The 16766-nt window shown below is 34.2% G+C and carries 17 protein-coding genes and 1 pseudogene; 3 read left to right on the top strand and 15 right to left on the bottom strand.

Going from position 1 to position 16766, the window contains the following annotated elements; genetic code table 11:
• Positions 1-42: 42 nt before the first annotated feature.
• Positions 43-945: an ABC transporter permease subunit gene (locus MKX37_RS10885; protein WP_002127222.1), complete on the top strand. Its 903-nt coding sequence runs from the start codon at positions 43-45 to the stop codon at positions 943-945.
• Entirely contained in the window at positions 942-1961 is a 1020-nt protein-coding gene (locus MKX37_RS10880) for an ABC transporter permease (RefSeq protein WP_002127221.1), read from the top strand. Before MKX37_RS10885 ends, MKX37_RS10880 begins: the two co-directional genes overlap by 4 nt.
• Positions 1962-2113: 152 nt before the next feature.
• Here MKX37_RS10880 and adhP read toward each other — a convergent pair whose 3' ends face one another.
• The 5 genes from adhP to MKX37_RS10855 form a co-directional block, all read right to left on the bottom strand.
• Complete coding sequence (gene adhP, locus MKX37_RS10875; protein ID WP_002012687.1) at positions 2114-3151, bottom strand: alcohol dehydrogenase AdhP; 1038 nt, start codon at positions 3149-3151, stop codon at positions 2114-2116.
• Positions 3152-3531: 380 nt separating this feature from the next.
• Positions 3532-4386 carry a MurR/RpiR family transcriptional regulator gene (locus tag MKX37_RS10870; RefSeq protein ID WP_002012688.1) on the bottom strand — a complete coding sequence of 285 codons (855 nt, stop codon included), beginning with the start codon at positions 4384-4386 and terminating at the stop codon, positions 3532-3534.
• A 286-nt stretch (positions 4387-4672) separates the two neighbouring features.
• Complete coding sequence (locus tag MKX37_RS10865; RefSeq protein WP_002127217.1) at positions 4673-5308, bottom strand: response regulator; 636 nt, start codon at positions 5306-5308, stop codon at positions 4673-4675.
• A gap of 14 nt (positions 5309-5322) precedes the next feature.
• Positions 5323-6420 carry a GAF domain-containing sensor histidine kinase gene (locus MKX37_RS10860; RefSeq protein WP_220089392.1) on the bottom strand — a complete coding sequence of 366 codons (1098 nt, stop codon included), beginning with the start codon at positions 6418-6420 and terminating at the stop codon, positions 5323-5325.
• 172 nt (positions 6421-6592) lie between these two features.
• Positions 6593-7486, bottom strand: a complete 894-nt coding sequence (locus tag MKX37_RS10855; RefSeq protein WP_002127215.1) for a mechanosensitive ion channel family protein — start codon at positions 7484-7486, stop codon at positions 6593-6595.
• 287 nt (positions 7487-7773) lie between these two features.
• Here MKX37_RS10855 and MKX37_RS10850 point away from each other — a divergent pair.
• Positions 7774-7893 (top strand): annotated as a pseudogene (locus MKX37_RS10850) (NUDIX hydrolase); the annotation flags it as partial.
• Positions 7894-7928: 35 nt separating this feature from the next.
• Here MKX37_RS10850 and MKX37_RS10845 read toward each other — a convergent pair.
• The 10 genes from MKX37_RS10845 to asnB form a co-directional block, all read right to left on the bottom strand.
• Complete coding sequence (locus MKX37_RS10845; protein ID WP_002127214.1) at positions 7929-8477, bottom strand: cysteine hydrolase family protein; 549 nt, start codon at positions 8475-8477, stop codon at positions 7929-7931.
• A 237-nt stretch (positions 8478-8714) separates the two neighbouring features.
• Positions 8715-8897 carry a hypothetical protein gene (locus tag MKX37_RS10840; RefSeq protein WP_012260876.1) on the bottom strand — a complete coding sequence of 61 codons (183 nt, stop codon included), beginning with the start codon at positions 8895-8897 and terminating at the stop codon, positions 8715-8717.
• A 147-nt stretch (positions 8898-9044) separates the two neighbouring features.
• Complete coding sequence (locus tag MKX37_RS10835) at positions 9045-9533, bottom strand: hypothetical protein (protein WP_002065200.1); 489 nt, start codon at positions 9531-9533, stop codon at positions 9045-9047.
• Positions 9534-9793: 260 nt separating this feature from the next.
• Positions 9794-10441, bottom strand: coding sequence for a nitroreductase family protein (locus tag MKX37_RS10830; RefSeq protein WP_002127213.1), 648 nt, complete (start codon positions 10439-10441; stop codon positions 9794-9796).
• A gap of 98 nt (positions 10442-10539) precedes the next feature.
• Positions 10540-11415: a D-amino-acid transaminase gene (gene dat, locus MKX37_RS10825; protein WP_002165885.1), complete on the bottom strand. Its 876-nt coding sequence runs from the start codon at positions 11413-11415 to the stop codon at positions 10540-10542.
• Between the two features lie 132 nt (positions 11416-11547).
• The gene (locus tag MKX37_RS10820; RefSeq protein ID WP_002127211.1) at positions 11548-12510 is read right to left on the bottom strand and encodes an ABC transporter substrate-binding protein; all 963 of its coding nucleotides are present in this window, start codon (positions 12508-12510) and stop codon (positions 11548-11550) included.
• A gap of 234 nt (positions 12511-12744) precedes the next feature.
• The gene (locus MKX37_RS10815; RefSeq protein WP_002127209.1) at positions 12745-13731 is read right to left on the bottom strand and encodes an N-acetylmuramoyl-L-alanine amidase; all 987 of its coding nucleotides are present in this window, start codon (positions 13729-13731) and stop codon (positions 12745-12747) included.
• Positions 13732-13837: 106 nt separating this feature from the next.
• On the bottom strand, positions 13838-14173 hold the full coding sequence (locus tag MKX37_RS10810; RefSeq protein WP_012260872.1) for a hypothetical protein: 336 nt from the start codon (positions 14171-14173) through the stop codon (positions 13838-13840).
• Positions 14174-14218: 45 nt separating this feature from the next.
• Positions 14219-14578 carry a GNAT family N-acetyltransferase gene (locus MKX37_RS10805; RefSeq protein ID WP_033730134.1) on the bottom strand — a complete coding sequence of 120 codons (360 nt, stop codon included), beginning with the start codon at positions 14576-14578 and terminating at the stop codon, positions 14219-14221.
• Positions 14579-14669: 91 nt separating this feature from the next.
• The gene (gene asnB / locus MKX37_RS10800; RefSeq protein ID WP_002012706.1) at positions 14670-16571 is read right to left on the bottom strand and encodes an asparagine synthase (glutamine-hydrolyzing); all 1902 of its coding nucleotides are present in this window, start codon (positions 16569-16571) and stop codon (positions 14670-14672) included.
• Positions 16572-16766 lie beyond the last annotated feature (195 nt).

Raw genomic sequence — 16766 nt, 5'->3', positions numbered from 1 at the left:
ATTTTATTGTATAATGTTGTAAAAAGATGTCGGAGGGATTTAATGTTATATAAAATATCTCAATTCACAATAAAACTTTCATCAATTCTTTTATCACTCTTACTATTACTAAATTTACCTTATTTATTTATCACTCAACAGGGATTCACTTTTCAACCAATTCATTTTTTTAATCAGATCGTTACTATGTTAAAACAGGTTTTCTCCCCTGAATCATTAGTAGTTATAGGATCAGACCCGAAATTTGGTCATTTCAAAAAGACACCATTATTTCCAACTGTTTTAGAACCCTACCTATATTCATTTACTGTATTATTTATAGCCTTTTTGCTTGCACTCTTTCTATCATCTAGTATGGCATTTTTTTATTTTTTAGCAAAAGATTATATAAAAAAATGGATAAACCGAATTGTGTTCATATTAGAAGCTGTCCCTGATATGATGATGATGATTTGTTTGCAAATATTTTTCATATGGGTACTTCAGAAATTCGGGGAATCTCCTGTCACCATTATTTCTTTTAATGAAAATCGAGCTTATTTACTCCCTATTTTATCTTTAGCAGTCTTACCTACATTACAAATGTTTCGGATGATGGTGTTATACATAAAAGAAGAACATGAAAAACATTACGTAGAGGTTGCATATGGAAAAGGACTTTCATCAAGTTATATACTATGCATTCATTTATTCAAAAATATATCTATCCACTTCTTTCACCATTTAAAAACGATTTTTGTTTTTTTACTTTCTAACTTATTCATTTTAGAATTTGTTTTTAATATGGAAGGCATTATTCAATTTTTATTTAAGAAGGCGTTTATATCACCTCCAGCTGCATTTATCATACTTGTTATGATTATTTTACCGTTTTATGCCATTTTTCAAATAATCTCATTCATGATGAATAGATGGCAAAAGCAATTGAAAGGAGCAGCATTATGAAATCTATTTGGAAATCAAAACGATTTTTAATCGGGTTTACTTATCTATTCATACTTGTTTCAGCTAGTTTTATTTATAGTTGGTTCTTTAAAGATAACATCCCAAAACCTCCTCAGTTACTTTACAATGACAATAACGAATTACTTGGAAAGGCCCCCTTTTCGCCATCGTTAATGCCACCTTTTGGATCTGATCGTTTTGGAGAGTCTGTTTTCTTACAAATTGTAGAAGGAGCAAAATTCACCATTTTATTAGCCGTGGCAATTAGCTTCTTTCGAATTTTATGCGGAACATGTATAGGAATCCTCTTAAGTTTATACGCTCCAAGATTCAAGAGATTTTTCCAGGCATGCTCAGAAGTTTTTTATTATATCCCAACTCTATTTATCGCATTCATACTCATCACGCCCGTTAATATTGTAATTACATCAAATGCTGATAGATTAGATCCAAATATTTCATTTACGTTTTATCAAGTTCTCGTACTTATTTTCGTCGCTCTACCTACACTTTCTTTATATATCTCCTCTGAGGTTGATGAATTTATGAAACGAGATTACATTTTAAGTTCACAATTACTGGGTGCTAGCCGTTTTCATATTATCAAAAAACATTTACGAGTCTTATTACTTGATCGCTTATTTGTGTTATTCATGGAACATATCGTCCAAGCACTCATACTCGTTATCCATTTAGCGTTGCTTAACATTGTAATTGGCGGGATACAAATGCGGGAACTCTATGACGGAGTACCCAAACCTGTTTCTCTATCTAATGATTGGGCAGGTCTTATTGGATTAAATCGTTATGAAATGCATCTTTCATGGTGGATTATTTTTTATACTCTCGTTTCATTCTTTATTACGATTCTTTTTATTAAGCTTATGACAATCGGGATTCAAGATGCACTGAAAGCAAGAGATTCGCAAGTTGTAGCAATTCAAACCGTTCCAGATCATAAAAAATTTGTTAAAAATAAAGATTCTTTTTCGTTTGCAAATAAAGTGAACTTTTAATCATGTCTCATCAATCAAGTATTAATTGGCATTGATATTAGTAGAATATAAAAAAGATGATCCCTATTGAATACGAGGGATCATCTTTTTTATGCCGTCTAACTTTTTTACATATCCTTTGCTAGACTCATGCTTTTTATATTTAAAATGAATTATTTACAATCACAATTATGCTGTTTAAAATCGATTACCATACGTCCTTGAATTCTACCTTGTTCCATTTCTTCGAATACATTTTGTACTTTATCTAGAGAACACGTTTGAACAACTGGCACTACTTTTCCTTCTGCGCCGAACATAAATGCCTCCTCCAGATCCTTACGAGTACCAACTAGAGAACCAACTACTTCAATCCCGTCTAATACAAGTCGTGGAATGTTTAAATCCATAGTTTCTACTGGTAAACCTACCGCAACTACTTTACCGCAAGCACGTACTGCATCAACTGCTGAGTTGAATGCTACTTTAGAAACTGCTGTTACTACAGCAGCATAAGCACCACCAAACTCCTCTTGCACAATTTTATCAGCAGGACCTTGAGAAATCGGATTGATAGTCATATCAGCACCAACTTCTTTTGCTAAGGCTAATTTGTCGTCATTGATATCTACTGCAATTACCTTTGCACCAAATACGTTTTTAGCATATTGAATAGCTAGGTTACCTAATCCACCACAACCATAGATTACGATAGGTTGACCAGGTTTAATGTCTGATACTTTTATAGCTTTATATGTAGTTACGCCCGCACATGTGATTGATGATGCTTGAGCAGGATCCAATCCTTCTGGTACCTTCACCGCATAATCAGCTGTAACAATACATTGTTCAGCCATACCACCATCTACTGAATAACCAGCATTTTTCACTTCACGGCAGAATGTTTCTCTCCCCGTTACGCAATATTCACAACGTCCACAAGATTGGAACATCCATGCAATACTTACACGGTCACCTATCTTTAGTGAAGTAACATCATCAGCAATTTTAGTAACAATACCTACACCCTCATGACCAAGGATGCGGCCATCGGTGTTTCCAAAATCATGATTCGCAACGTGTAAATCAGTGTGGCAAACTCCACAATACTCTACATCTACTAGCGCTTCACCCGAGTGTAACGGACGTAATTCTTTTTCAATAACTTCAATATTTGCTTTGCTGTTTTTATTAACTACTACTGCTTTCATATGTGATCTCCCCTTTAGTGTTTTAGAGTTTTAATGAGTTTATCTCACAACTACTGTCCTCACTATTTTGGCTAATTATTGTACCAAATTTAAGTGTTCAATCATCATTACAGGTTCATCATAACATGGAATTTCATAAGCTTATTGTAAAACATTGAACAATATTTGAATTATTACCCAATACGTATTTTGATGTATCAAGCTACTTGTTAAATTTCATATGCAAAATATCGAGGTTTAAAAAATGAATGGTCTAAAAGATGAGAGATTATTATTATAGGTAATTGGCATACTTCTATAGACACTTCGAACAAGTAGATCTAGAGGGTATATCAACAGACTACTCGCCAATATAAAAAGCTCTTCATTTGAAGAGCCCTTTATATTCGCTTCATCGAAATAGTTTCACGTATACTTTGTAAATTTTGTAGTGTTTCCTCTTGTCGCTGCAATGACAATCCCACATACAAAGTATCTAATAAACTAAGCTGCGCTAATCGTGACGAACTTGCTTCTGTACGAAATTCTGTCTCACGCGTCGAAGTATATAATGTTATATGAGCAAGTTGGCTTAATGCCGATTTTTGATAGCTCGTAATCGCAATAATTTTGGCCCCTCTTGCTTTCGCTACTTCTAACGCTTCAAGTAAACCTTTATTACTGCCTGAATGAGAAATTGCAATGACCACCGCTTCTTTTGTCAACAAGCCAGCTCCCATAATTTGAAAATGTGAATCCGTATGAGCAATACAAGAAATACCCGTTCTCATAAACTTATGATAAGCATCCATCGCAATAATACCTGAACCACCATTTCCATAAAACTCAATTCGTTTCGCTTCATTCAGCGCACTTACTGCCTGTTCCAACGCGTTATCGTTTAACAAATGTAATGTATCTTGCAGTCCTGTAATATGTGAATGAAAAACTTTTTTAGCAACAGTGACAATATTATCTTCTACCGATACTTCCTCATGAATATTTTGCATCGGGGTATGTACAATCTCACGAGCTAATGTAATTTTCAAGTCTTGGAACCCTTGAAAACCTAAGTGTTTGCATAAGCGGAATATCGTTGCTTCGGAACTATTCGTAACTTCCGCTAATTCCGTAATCGATTTATGTACAACATCTTGTGGATGTTTCAAAATATGTTCGGCAATACTTCGTAATTTCGGTGATAAACCATTTAACGAAGCCTGAATCTTTCCAATCCCACTTTTTGTACCAGGCATAGCGTATCTTCCCCTTCCATAGTAGCTTTATCCCGTATTAACGGGCAGTAAGACTCCCACCTCAAAATCCGATGAATGCAAGGGAGTTAGGTGGGAGATCAACTGCCCGTAAAAACCCGATTGGTTCAACTAATAATCAGTGGGGATGGCCCCCCCATTGATTAAAGTTTCACTTTATTGTACCTAATTATTGAAAGAAGAAAAACCTTTATTCGGCATCTCTATACATTTTATTTGCTCCTATGTATTCTACCGTAACATATGACACAATTATTCATACGTATTTCTAGTTTTCCCCATGCTTTACTGCGTATAAGGCAGCTTGTGTACGATCATCTACTTCCAATTTAGCCAATACGTTAGAAACGTGTGTTTTCACAGTTTGTTCTGTAATATGAAGTTCTGCTGCAATCTCCTTATTGCTTCTTCCCTTCGCAATTTCACGAAGTACTTCTTGCTCCCTTTTTGTTAACATAGAAAAAGGATTCTCTTTTTCTTTCTTGACTGCTGATCGTCCTAATAGTGCTGGTGTTACTTTCGGGTGAAAATTTGCATTTCCTTGATATACCGCAACGATTGACGCAACGAGTTGATCTGGCTGCACTTCTTTTAATTGATAACCATCTGCCCCAGCTTCTAATGCTGGTAAAACGTAATCTTGTTCTGAAAAACTACTGAGCATAAGAATTTTTATTGTCTCATCGTATTGTTTTATACGTTTTGTCGCTTCAATACCATCCATTTTCGGCATTGATAAATCCATTAATACTACATCTGGCCTTTCTGCTTGGACGAATGTTAATGCTTCTTCACCATTTGCTGCTTCCCCAATAATTTCAAATTCTTCTCTCGTCTTCAAAAAGAATACGAGTCCCCTTCGAACGATATGATGATCTTCTACAAGTAATAATTTAATTTTCACTGACGTTCTCCCTCTCAAACCGGTAATTGAATTTCTATCTTTGTCCCCTTTTCCGGTTCTGCTTTTATTCGAAAAATTCCCCTCATTAATTCAATTCGTTCTTTCATGCTTTTCAAGCCAAGTGCTGACTCTCTTACTTGATCCTGTATAAATCCTATTCCGTTATCTTCTATGTAAAAATGCAACTTATTATTTTCTATCCTTAAATGAACACATACTTTTTCACATGAGGCATGTTTTTTACAATTATGTAATGCCTCTTGGCTTATACGCCATAAAACTTCTTCTATTTCATCTTCAATTAAAACCATTCCATCAATTCGAACTTCCACTTGAATCCCTAACAGTTTTCCGTAATTTTGAATCGCTTCTGCTAAACCTTTCTCTAATCCTTCAGGCCTTAATTGCCAAATCAAAAGTGTCATCTCTTGTAATGCTTCCTGTGATAATTCTCCAATATAACTTAACATCTCTTGCAAGTCTCTATCCTTCGTCATATTTAGAGTCCCTTTCGCTGTTAGCATAATTGAAAATAACAATTGTTTAACAGAATCATGTAAATCACGAGCCAATCGATTTCTTTCAGCTACAACTACATATTTTCGTTCTTTCTCAACTAATTGAATACGTTGTATTGTCGTTCCAATTTGAAATGCAATCGCTTCTAATAACGCTAACTCCTCCTCTGAAAAATGTGTTTTATGAGGCGAGGCTACATTTAATAGACCAAATTTCTCTGATCCAGATCTTAGCGGGATTGTCGCATGATGTGTAACATCTTCTGTCTCGCCCCAATTACATTCAATCGCATCCTCTATTCGTTTACATTCAATAATATTTGTTGCTTTTTCCAATCTTCCATTCACAAAACGTTCTACACACCAACAATCGCCTTCACACATCGGCTTCTTTTCCTGCCATGTAAGAGCTGGGGGTAAGTTTTGGTCCACAAGCATACGATGCTTTCCACTTTCATCAATAAAGAATATCCACCCTGTTTGTAAATTCATAACTTGTAATAATGTATGTAATACTTTTCCTAACATTTCCTGTAAGTTTGTTGCTTCATTTAGTAACTCAGCAATTTCTTTTAATGCCTCTAAACGATGCATCTCTTTTTCATCTATGTTCATTCTCATCACCAACTACCATTATAACATTAAGAAATTTCAAAATACTACAAACAAAAAAGAACCGAATTCCTTCAGCTCTTTTTTCGGAGATATCCCATACAGTTCATTCAAATCTAAATTCTAAACCAAAACAGAAATTAGCTAGTTTTCATTAACTGTCTGATAAAGATTGTCCCACATGGATATTCTGTAAACTTTCAGTGTTAACGAACATATTCGCTGCTGGCATTTGCACTTGATTTTTATGAAAAATAGACATTAATTCAAATCTTACTTGTCTAGAAGTTTCAAAATAATCTTCCGGTTTAATCAAACCTGTAATACAAAATTCATATCCAACATATTTAAGATTAGGATTTAAGTCTGTAACTCCAACATATTTAAATGGTTCAACAGCTTCATCATCTACTCTATAAAGACCTTGATCCAATTTTTCATTACAAATAACACACACTTCTTCTAACAATTCCTTAACTCTTGTAGGATCTTCCTGATAACTTACCGTGATGCGTTCAATAACTCGCATCCATCCTTTATTAAAATTTTGTATCGTTCTAATCTCTCCGTGTGGTATGGTAAGGAGTTTTCCTGACCATTCACGAATTTGCATAAAACGAATACTAATTTCCTCAATGGTTCCTGAATTTGTTCCGTTAAAAGTAACAAAATCGCCAACACGGAACTCTTTGTCCGCTAATCTTGCAAAGCCTAATATTACATCTTTTAGCATCTGTTGTGCAGCAAAACCGATGACAACTCCCGCTATCCCTGCACCTGCAATAATACTTTTTATATCTACAAATTGACTAATTAAATATATGATAAGACTGATGATAATGATATACCTAAAAATAGATCGAATTACACTTTGAATTGTCTGCTCTACCTCTTCATCAAAAAAGCTTGATTTTCTAAAAAACCAATCAATAATGCGATTTATAACAAAAGAAATAATGATAAGAACTAAAGCAAATAGTAAAAACCTTAAAAGTAAAAATTCCCTTACATAATTAAAAAACTCTTCAGTATACGTTAATAAACTCATCCATCCACTTCCTTACTAATAAAAATTTCATACAAAGCTACTATATTTTAAATACGCATTTATCATCTCAACACTTGTTTTCGAAATATCTTTTATCCTGATCTTAAATCGTACTTTCTTAACTATGTATTTGTATTCATTGTTCATCTTCAACAATATAACCCTTTAATGAATCTTTCAACTTCAGATGTTCTTTTCTATTTACTATAACCCTTTTTAATCCTCTAAAGGGATATTACAATAGAATTTTTTATAAACGACTTTCTTTTAAGTCCGCAATACTCACCTCGTTAAAAGCAGACGAAGCTAAATCATTACATGTACAATTTTTTGATTTAAATGGGCTACCAGAAAAGATTAGCCCGTTCATTAAAAAGTTAATTCAACAGCAAGTCGTCTCTATTTAAATGTGAAAAAGAGACCTTTTGAAGGCCTCTTTTTTTCACTTCACTTCTGCATTTAAACAAGATTTAAAATGTCCAAGTGCATATTCATGCCCTTGCGCATTAAAAGATGCTACTGCTTTTTCATAAACCACAATTTGAAACCCTTTGTTATAAGCATCTACTGCTGTATGAAGGACGCAAATATCTGTACATACACCTATAAGATGCACTTCCTCTATTCCTCTTTCTCTTAGCTTCATTTCTAGATCCGTTCCTGCAAAAGCACTGTAACGTGTTTTGTCCATATAGTATACATTCTCTGCATTTTTATATTTCTCGCATACATCTTGTAATTTACCAAATAAGTCTCTTCCATTTGTACCTGCTATATTATGAGGTGGAAACAATTTCGCTTCTGGATGATATACATCATTGTCTTCATGTTTATCGATCGCAAATACTACGTAATCACCTTTTTCAATAAATTGTTTCGTTACACTTACAAGTTCCTTCTCAATTTCTTGACCTGGTTTCCCGCATGTTAAAGCACCTTTTTCAGCTACAAAATCATATGTATAATCAATATTTATAAGAGCTCTTTTCATAACTACAATCTCTCCTTCTTCTGTTTCACAGTAAACAATAGAAAATTTGTTATTACGACATCGTATGTACTATTCGACATTTCAAATGAAATCCCTACATTTCCAACTCAATACTTACCTTAATCCGAGTTTATCATAAAGCGAAACTTTAATCATAGGGGGGGTATTATCCTTCACCAATCGGGCTTTTACGGGCAAGTTGATCTCCCACCTAACTTCCTCGCATGTGCCGAATTTTCAAGTGGGGTTCTTATTGTCCGTTAAGGCTTGATAAAACCGATACACAATGACAAAACATACAGCTCCAATTAACAAGTCATGAATGTGATAATTGAGCGTAACTTCAACCGCCTCTTGTAAAGTAAACCAAATGACCGAAAACATTATAATAAATAAGAAAATACGAATAACTCGTTTCAAACTTTCAATTCCTTCCTCTTACATGATAGTAAAGGATAAGTTCTTTCTATTCATTCGTACTAGAAAGTGAAACAAATTATTCTCAATGACATAATTCAATCCAAACTAAAAAGTACACTACTTTTGAGTAATGTACTTTTTTCCATATTAAGACGCAGGTTTCGTTTCAAACGTCGCTTGATTCAAGCTAATGACTTTTCCTTTTGGGTCATTGTTTTCAAACTGAGCTGCGGTAATCGTATGACTACCTGTCTCAAGCGTCTTTTCTTTTAATTGTACTGTTGTCTGTGTTGTACTAGTTACTTGATGTTTATCTGCAAATATTTGATCTACAAATACAAATGTTTCTTTATCGTTTTGAAAATTTGAAAGTTCTAATTCGACTTGCTGAATTAAAGTATCCTTTTTTATGAATACAGTTGGTATATTGCCATTTTCAGAAGTACCATCTGGAGTAGTTACTTTTACTTTCCCTTCTCCGATTGGCACTGCTCCTTCAGGAAATACGACCATATTCTCATCACTTGCATTTACAACTTGTTCTTCCTGGTTTGACTGTGCATCCTCTTTTTCCTTTGGAGTACCACAGCCTACTAATAACAATACAGACAATCCAGCGATTATGAATTTCTTCAAAATTCATTCCCCCTGTTATTTCATTATAATTTATTATACAAAAATAATTTCTTGATTTTAAAACTAGTTTTTAACACTTTCATGAACAAATATTAGCTTGCTCACGATTACTGTACCATACTTTCATTTTAAGAACATTAATTTTTTTAAAGAAATAAATAGTAATTCCACTCTATTCATCATTTTAGCCCAATTCACTAAAAAAATATCCATTCAAAATAAAAAGACATTGTCATTTCAATGTCTTTTCTACATAACATTTAGAAAATAAATGTTGTAATCTCATCAACTTCTTTTCGAGAAAGTTTCTTCGGCTTATCTTTCGGAAACCCGAGTGAAATTACCATATTAATTTGTTTTTGAGGCTCAATTTGTAAATATTGTCGCAGTTCATCTTGAGCTAATAATACAGGTCCTGTCATTGGACAAGTACCCAGTCCTCTCGCATATGCAGCCAACATTAAGTTTTGTGCTGCTAAACAGCTACTCTTAATTCCTTCCTCTTCCCATACTGAATCCGGAACGAAGGCAATTGGATCAAATATCTTTTCACGAAACTTTGATTCATATGGTGTTGCCAAACATACGATTAATACTGGCGCCTCAGAGAAAGCTGTCGCATATGGACCGAAAGAACGTGTAAGCAATTTCCCTGCTTTCTCTTCTCCATTTTCTGCTGCTTTTGCCGCAAGTTTATGTAATGCATCCCATGTCATTTGTTCAATTTCTTTAATTTTCTCTCTGTTCATAATGACCAAGAACTCCCACGTTTGTGAGTTCGTATCACTCGGTGCATAACGAGCACAATCAATAATTTCTTTTATATCACTAGTGGATACTTCTTGTTCTGTAAACTTTCTAACACTTCGTCTACCGTGAATTACTTCTTTAAAATCTTCATAATTCATATATTAAATCCCCTTTTTACAGCGTTTTCAAAACTTGTCCTATGGTTGAATTATATCATGAAAAAAAGCTGGGGGAATACCAGCTTTTTCCCTCATTATTAATTTGTCACTTTAAACAAACTAATACTTTCTTCATATGCAGCTTGTAGTTTTTTCGTAATTGGTCCTCTTTCTCCGCTTCCAAACTTCTCATCACCAATTTGAACAACAGGGAATATTTCAAGTGGTGTCGCTGTAAAGAAACATTCGTCAGCCTCGTATACTTCTTGCAATGAGAATTCACGCTCTTCTACTTCAATATGTAAAGCTTTCGCTAATGTAATAACGTAGTGACGAGTAATGCCATGTAGAATGAAATTATCGGCCGGATGTGTAATTAATTTATTATTTTTCACCATAAAGAAATTCGAATGACACCCTTCTGTTACAACTCCATCTCGTACTAATATCGCTTCTTGATACCCTTGCTCGTTTATTTTATTTTTAATCATGATATTAGGTAGAAGGTTTAAAGATTTTATATGACAGAACTTCCAGCGTATATCCTCTTCTACAGTAACCTTTATTCCTTGTTCCATAGTAGCGGTAGGTCTTGGAAACAAAACAATATTCGCAAAATATGTTGGCTGTAAATCTTTTTCATACACATGATTTCGAGCTTGAGCTCCACGTGATATTTGAAGATACACATTCCCATCCTCTTGAAATTGATTTCTTTCAATCATTTGATGAAGTTCTTCAACTAACTCTTCCTTTGTAAACGGCGGAACAATATTTATTTCCCTCATAGATTTAAAAAAGCGTTCCAAATGTAAGTCTAATAAATGAGGCTTCCCATCGTATAGCCTAAATACTTCATATATGCCATCACCAAATTGGAGTCCTCGCTCTTCCAACGCAACCATCGGCTGTTCTTCTTTCGTATTTACAATTCTTCCGTTAAACAAAATCCAATCTTTATGAGTAGCTTTCATTCCTTTCCACTCCTTTATTCCATGATTGGTTTTATTGTACAACTTATCCACACTTAAAAGAAGGAATTTTCTGTATTTAACTAAACAAAAAAAGTACATCACCTATTTAAAGTGATGCACTCAACCATTCATTTATTTCAAAAAATATTTTTCAATATCATCTAGCATTAAGTTTGCAGCTTTAATACCGCCTGCTGTATTCCAAATTACTTCATCCACTTGGAATACTTTATTGTCTTTAGAAGCCTGCAGCTGCTTAAAGAGTGGGTCTTCTGTCCATTCTTTTGCTAACGTGGTTCCTTCGTTATTCTTATCCGCATCTTTATCAGATGTGAAGTAGAATATGTAGTCCCCATCCATATTCGGAATTTGCTCTTTTGTAATTCCTTTTATCGCAAACTCATCTTTATCTTGTAGTGGTGGTCGCTTAAATCCAATATCATTTAAAACAGCACCTGAGAATGAGTTTTTCTGATAAATACGAACGTCACCTGGTACGAAGCGAATAATAGAAACTTTAGAATTCAATTTATCTCCTAACTTCTCTTTCATTCCTTCAATACGTTTTTTATAATCTTCAAGAGCCTTTTGCCCTTCTTTTTCTTTATTTACAGCTTTTGTATAGAGTGTAAAGTTTTCTTTCCAATCCCCGCGCAATGTTTCAGCGTACACAGTTGGCGCTATTTCGTTCAATTGCTCATATATTTTTTCATGACGCATTTTATTCCCGATAATTAAATCTGGCTTAAGCTTCATAACTGCCTCTAAATTAATATCACGCTCAGTACCTACAACTTTCGTATCTTTTAAATCTTTCGCTAAATGAGGATACCATTCATCACCAGCACGTGGTTTTGTAGTTCCAACTGGTGTTACTCCGACAGCTAAAAGCGCCTCCGCACCCTCATTTGTTAAAACAACTACTTTTTTAGGTGTACCATTTACTGTTGTTTCACCCATTGCATGCTTTACAGTATACGAATCTTTTGCTTTAGCCGATGTATCATTTTCTTTTTTCTCTTCTTTGCTACACCCTGCGATTATTACCATAAGTATCATAATGCAGAACATAAATATTTTTTTACTATGTACCATATGTCCTCCCTAGATGAAATCGATTATCATTAACAATTAAAGATTAATGTATATTACATACATTGTCAATGTATATCAGAAAACTTTTTCAATATATACATTTTAGATTCTATCCGCTATTCAAATGTTTATTTTTAAAATAAAGTGTATAAGTATGAAAATAATAAACGTTCTTAAAATGCGTATCTACGTTATACATAAATACGCATTCGTATTACATTATAAACTCATTTCCTAATATTGATTATATTTAATATATGATGGATCATTATACACCCATTGATTTCCACCAAGGTTCAACCAACCGTTTTGATTAATATATACTAAATAAGATTCTGGATTATTTAATTTACGAATAACTGAAGAAGATGTTGATGGACCACTTCTTAAGTTCACATTCGTTCCTTGTATATAAGCGACACCAATTGGACTTCCATCACTATTGCTCGTCTTTACAAAATTAATGTACGAAGGGTCATTATACACCCATTGTCCATTTCCTAAGTCTAACCATCCGTTACTTTCCTGATATACGACATACGATTCTGGGGCGTTTAGTTGACGAATAACTGAAGAAGACGTTGATGGGCCACTTCTTAAATTCACATTTTTCCCAAGTATATAGGCAATCCCCTTCGTTTGTGGTGTTGGTTGTGGATTTGGAGGATTCGGATTTGGAGCTACTCCAAAAATAGCTGCTATTCCGTTTGCATACGCTTGGCTTAGATCTTCGATAAATTGTGGATTTTTCAATAAATTAGCATCAAACGTTGTATCAATAAAGGCAGTCTCTGTTAAAATTGCATCCATTGCAGTCTCTCTTAGTACCGCATAATTTGCTTTTTTGGCTCCTCGGTCACGAAGACCGTATTTTGTTAATACAGGATTGACTGCTGCATGCATTTTTTGTTGCTTTTCATATGCGGAACTACTATTAGATAGCGCGTTGTAAATATAACTTTCAAATCCAGTTCCACCGCCACTATTAATGTGAAATGAGATAAAATAATCTGCACCAAATGAATTAGCAATATTAGCACGTTCTGATAAAGAGATAAACACATCACTATCACGTGTCATTTTAATATTGATTGGATAATTTGCAGATAAAATATCTCGCACACGTCTAGCAATTTGAAGTGTTAACTCTTTTTCCACTAACCCATTACCAACAGCACCAGAATCATATCCACCATGCCCTGCGTCTATAACAAGTTTCATATATCTTTTTCGTTCCTTTCTTTATTGTAATAAGCTTTCATTTCTACTCGTCCTATTTTATGTTAATTGTACAAGTTCCGTTACAAGTACAAATAAAAAAACCCCCTTATGTAAGGCGGTTTCTATCGCTTTGCTTTAGCCAATTTAAAATGAATATATACGATTGATAATGGATGTAACGTATGCAAAATAAAAGAAATAAAAGAAATATCCCACCGCCGCTATATAGCAACCCAAACTTCAAAAAGATGTTCAAAAGAGGTGGGAAATACGTTATGTTTTGCAATACAAATAGCATACAAAACAAAATTAAAAATACGGGAATATATTGTAATTCATATGGTCTTCTCTTCTTATACATTCTTTTCCGAATAAAAGTCTGGCATAGTTCTGCTACTATAAAACAACCTCCAACTAATACAAGACCAGAAGTTATCGTCATACGTCCACCTACCTTATATTCATATCATCACCTAATCAATATTCACTATATTTTCTTTACATATATTCCATTTTCCTCAATAAAACCAGATCCCTCTATGAAAGATTTAGCTTGTTCCGTAAACATCTCTTGCAATACTTTTATTTCTTTCACATTTCTCTGTCTCATCATTTCTTCAAATGTAAAATACGTATTTGTCCCGTATCCATAACCTTGATAATCAAAATGAATAATTAACTGTGACAAAATAGCACTCTCTTCTTGAACGCTATAATCTATTACGCCAATATATGTATCATCAACCTTTACACAATACTGAACCTTTTTCTCATCTAAGCTGTGTGAGTGAAACATTTCTTTTACAGCGCTTTCATTTTCTGTATTTACTTTCTCAAACGTAATCATATGTTGTCCATCCTTTTACTATTATTGTATCAATAATAAATGCAATTTATGAAAAAAACCTTAAGATCGAATGCGACCTTAAGGTTTTTTATTAAACTAAGCTATACGCACGCTTTGTTTCTTCGTGGAACTTATTCGTATCGTATTTATGCTCAACATAAATTTGATGCCATACCATAAACGCAAGTACAGTCCAAATTTTACGGCTATAATCGCCTTTATCTGCACAATGTGCTTCCAGTAAGTTTAATACATACTGTTTTTCGATTAAATGCTCAGTTTTGCTTTCTTTAATAATATTTACAGCCCAATCGTGCATTTCATCTTTTAACCAGTGACGAATTGGTACTGGGAATCCAAGCTTTTTACGATCTAACACGTGATCCGGAACAATTCCACGAGCAGCTTCACGTAATATAGCTTTCGTTGTTCCGTTTGCAATTTTAAATTCTGTCGGAATTTTAGATGCAACGTCAAATACTTCTTTATCTAAGAACGGTACACGAAGTTCTAATGAATTTGCCATCGTCATTTTATCAGCTTTTAATAAAATATCGCCGCGTAACCATGTGAACATATCAATGTACTGCATTTTACTTACATCATCATAATCTTTAATTTCGTTATACAATGGTTTCGTGATATCCATATAGTTAACACTTTCATCGTAATACTTCATTAATTCAGCTTTCTCTTCTTCACGGAAGATTTTCGCATTTCCATAGTAACGCTCTTCGATTGGCGTACATCCACGCTCTAAGAAGCTTTTTCCTTTAAACCCTTCTTTAAGAGCACCACTTAATGCCTTTAGAACACTCTTTCCTGGGCTAGGAATGTAAGAGAACATTTTTAACGAGTTTGGCTCACGATAAATGTTATATCCACCAAACAACTCGTCTGCACCTTCACCAGAAAGAACAACCGTTACGTGTTTACGCGCTTCTTTCGCAACGAAATACAATGGTACAGCTGCTGGATCCGCTAAAGGATCATCCATATGCCAAATGATTTTTGGGAACTCATCCATAAATTCTTGCGCTGTAATGAATACGTTATGGTTTTTAACTCCTAATTTCTCAGCAGTTTCTTTCGCAACATCAACTTCACTGAAACCACGTTGTTCGAAACCAATAGAGAATGTTAATAGATTTGGATTCATTTCTCTTGCGATAGAAGCAATAATAGATGAATCGATACCACCAGATAAGAAAGAACCTACTGGTACATCACTACGCATATGTACTTTTACAGAATCGTATAATACATCACGAATTGCTTGGATATGCTCCTCTTTCGTTGCACTTGAAGCGTTGAAATAAGGATTCCAGTAGCGATGGATTTCCATCTCTTTACCGATTTCTTTTACGAAGTAATGACCAGGCTCAATTTTGTTAACATCAATTGTTAATGTTTCTGGCTCTGGACCATATTGGTACGTAAAGTAGTGTTGTAGTGACTTTGGGTTTACCCCTTTGTCTTCCATTACATGCATAATACTTTTCTTCTCAGATGCGAAGAATGTAGTATCACCTTGTTGTGCGATGTATAAAGGCTTAATACCGAAGTGGTCACGTGCACCGAAAAGTGTCTTTTCTTCACGATCCCAAATCATAAATGCGAACATACCACGAAGGTAGTCTACACATTTTTCTTTCATATGTGCATACAATGCAATGATAACTTCTGTATCAGATTGTGTAGCAAAAGTTGCACCTTTTTCAAGTAACATTTCACGTAGTTCTACATAATTGTAAATTTCACCATTAAAAATAATTACATATCGATCATTTTCATAAGTTAACGGCTGATGTCCTGCCTCTAAGTCAATGATACTTAAACGGCGGAAGCCAAATTGTACATGTTCATCACGAAAATATCCTTCGTCATCTGGACCGCGGTGGAAAATCATCGTGTTCATATTTTCAAATTGATGTTTTTCTGTTTCTGAAAACTCTCTAGGGTTTTCACATAAACATCCTACAAAACCACACATACTTCTTACCCTCTTTCAGTTTTCATTCTGTCTCAATACTACTATATCAACCCTATTTATACTAGCATAATCAACTGAATATGGCGACCAAAAACTATAAAAAACTCACTCCATTTCACATTTTTAACATTTTTTTATGAAAACATGAAAACTAGGCACTCACCTTTCTCCGCTTTTGTCATATGATATTGCAAA

Source organism: Bacillus sp. FSL R5-0709, from assembly GCF_038004785.1.
Taxonomy (GTDB): Bacteria; Bacillota; Bacilli; order Bacillales; family Bacillaceae_G; genus Bacillus_A; species Bacillus_A mycoides.
Note: the sequence above shows the minus strand (reverse complement) of the source record. Positions and strands in the feature narration are given on the sequence as shown.

Bases quoted from the DNA above. Each gene is read 5' to 3' on its own strand.
- MKX37_RS10805 (WP_033730134.1), bottom strand. From the start codon at position 14,578: ATGATTACGTTTGAGAAAGTAAATACAGAAAATGAAAGCGCTGTAAAA.
- MKX37_RS10815 (WP_002127209.1), bottom strand. From the start codon at position 13,731: ATGAAACTTGTTATAGACGCAGGGCATGGTGGATATGATTCTGGTGCT.
- MKX37_RS10855 (WP_002127215.1), bottom strand. From the start codon at position 7,486: ATGAGTTTATTAACGTATACTGAAGAGTTTTTTAATTATGTAAGGGAA.
- MKX37_RS10830 (WP_002127213.1), bottom strand. From the start codon at position 10,441: ATGAATTATGAAGATTTTAAAGAAGTAATTCACGGTAGACGAAGTGTT.
- dat (WP_002165885.1), bottom strand. From the start codon at position 11,415: ATGAAAGCTACTCATAAAGATTGGATTTTGTTTAACGGAAGAATTGTA.
- MKX37_RS10885 (WP_002127222.1), top strand. From the start codon at position 43: ATGTTATATAAAATATCTCAATTCACAATAAAACTTTCATCAATTCTT.
- MKX37_RS10820 (WP_002127211.1), bottom strand. From the start codon at position 12,510: ATGGTACATAGTAAAAAAATATTTATGTTCTGCATTATGATACTTATG.
- MKX37_RS10860 (WP_220089392.1), bottom strand. From the start codon at position 6,420: ATGCATCGTTTAGAGGCATTAAAAGAAATTGCTGAGTTACTAAATGAA.
- MKX37_RS10870 (WP_002012688.1), bottom strand. From the start codon at position 4,386: ATGCCTGGTACAAAAAGTGGGATTGGAAAGATTCAGGCTTCGTTAAAT.
- adhP (WP_002012687.1), bottom strand. From the start codon at position 3,151: ATGAAAGCAGTAGTAGTTAATAAAAACAGCAAAGCAAATATTGAAGTT.
- MKX37_RS10880 (WP_002127221.1), top strand. From the start codon at position 942: ATGAAATCTATTTGGAAATCAAAACGATTTTTAATCGGGTTTACTTAT.
- MKX37_RS10845 (WP_002127214.1), bottom strand. From the start codon at position 8,477: ATGAAAAGAGCTCTTATAAATATTGATTATACATATGATTTTGTAGCT.
- asnB (WP_002012706.1), bottom strand. From the start codon at position 16,571: ATGTGTGGTTTTGTAGGATGTTTATGTGAAAACCCTAGAGAGTTTTCA.
- MKX37_RS10810 (WP_012260872.1), bottom strand. From the start codon at position 14,173: ATGACGATAACTTCTGGTCTTGTATTAGTTGGAGGTTGTTTTATAGTA.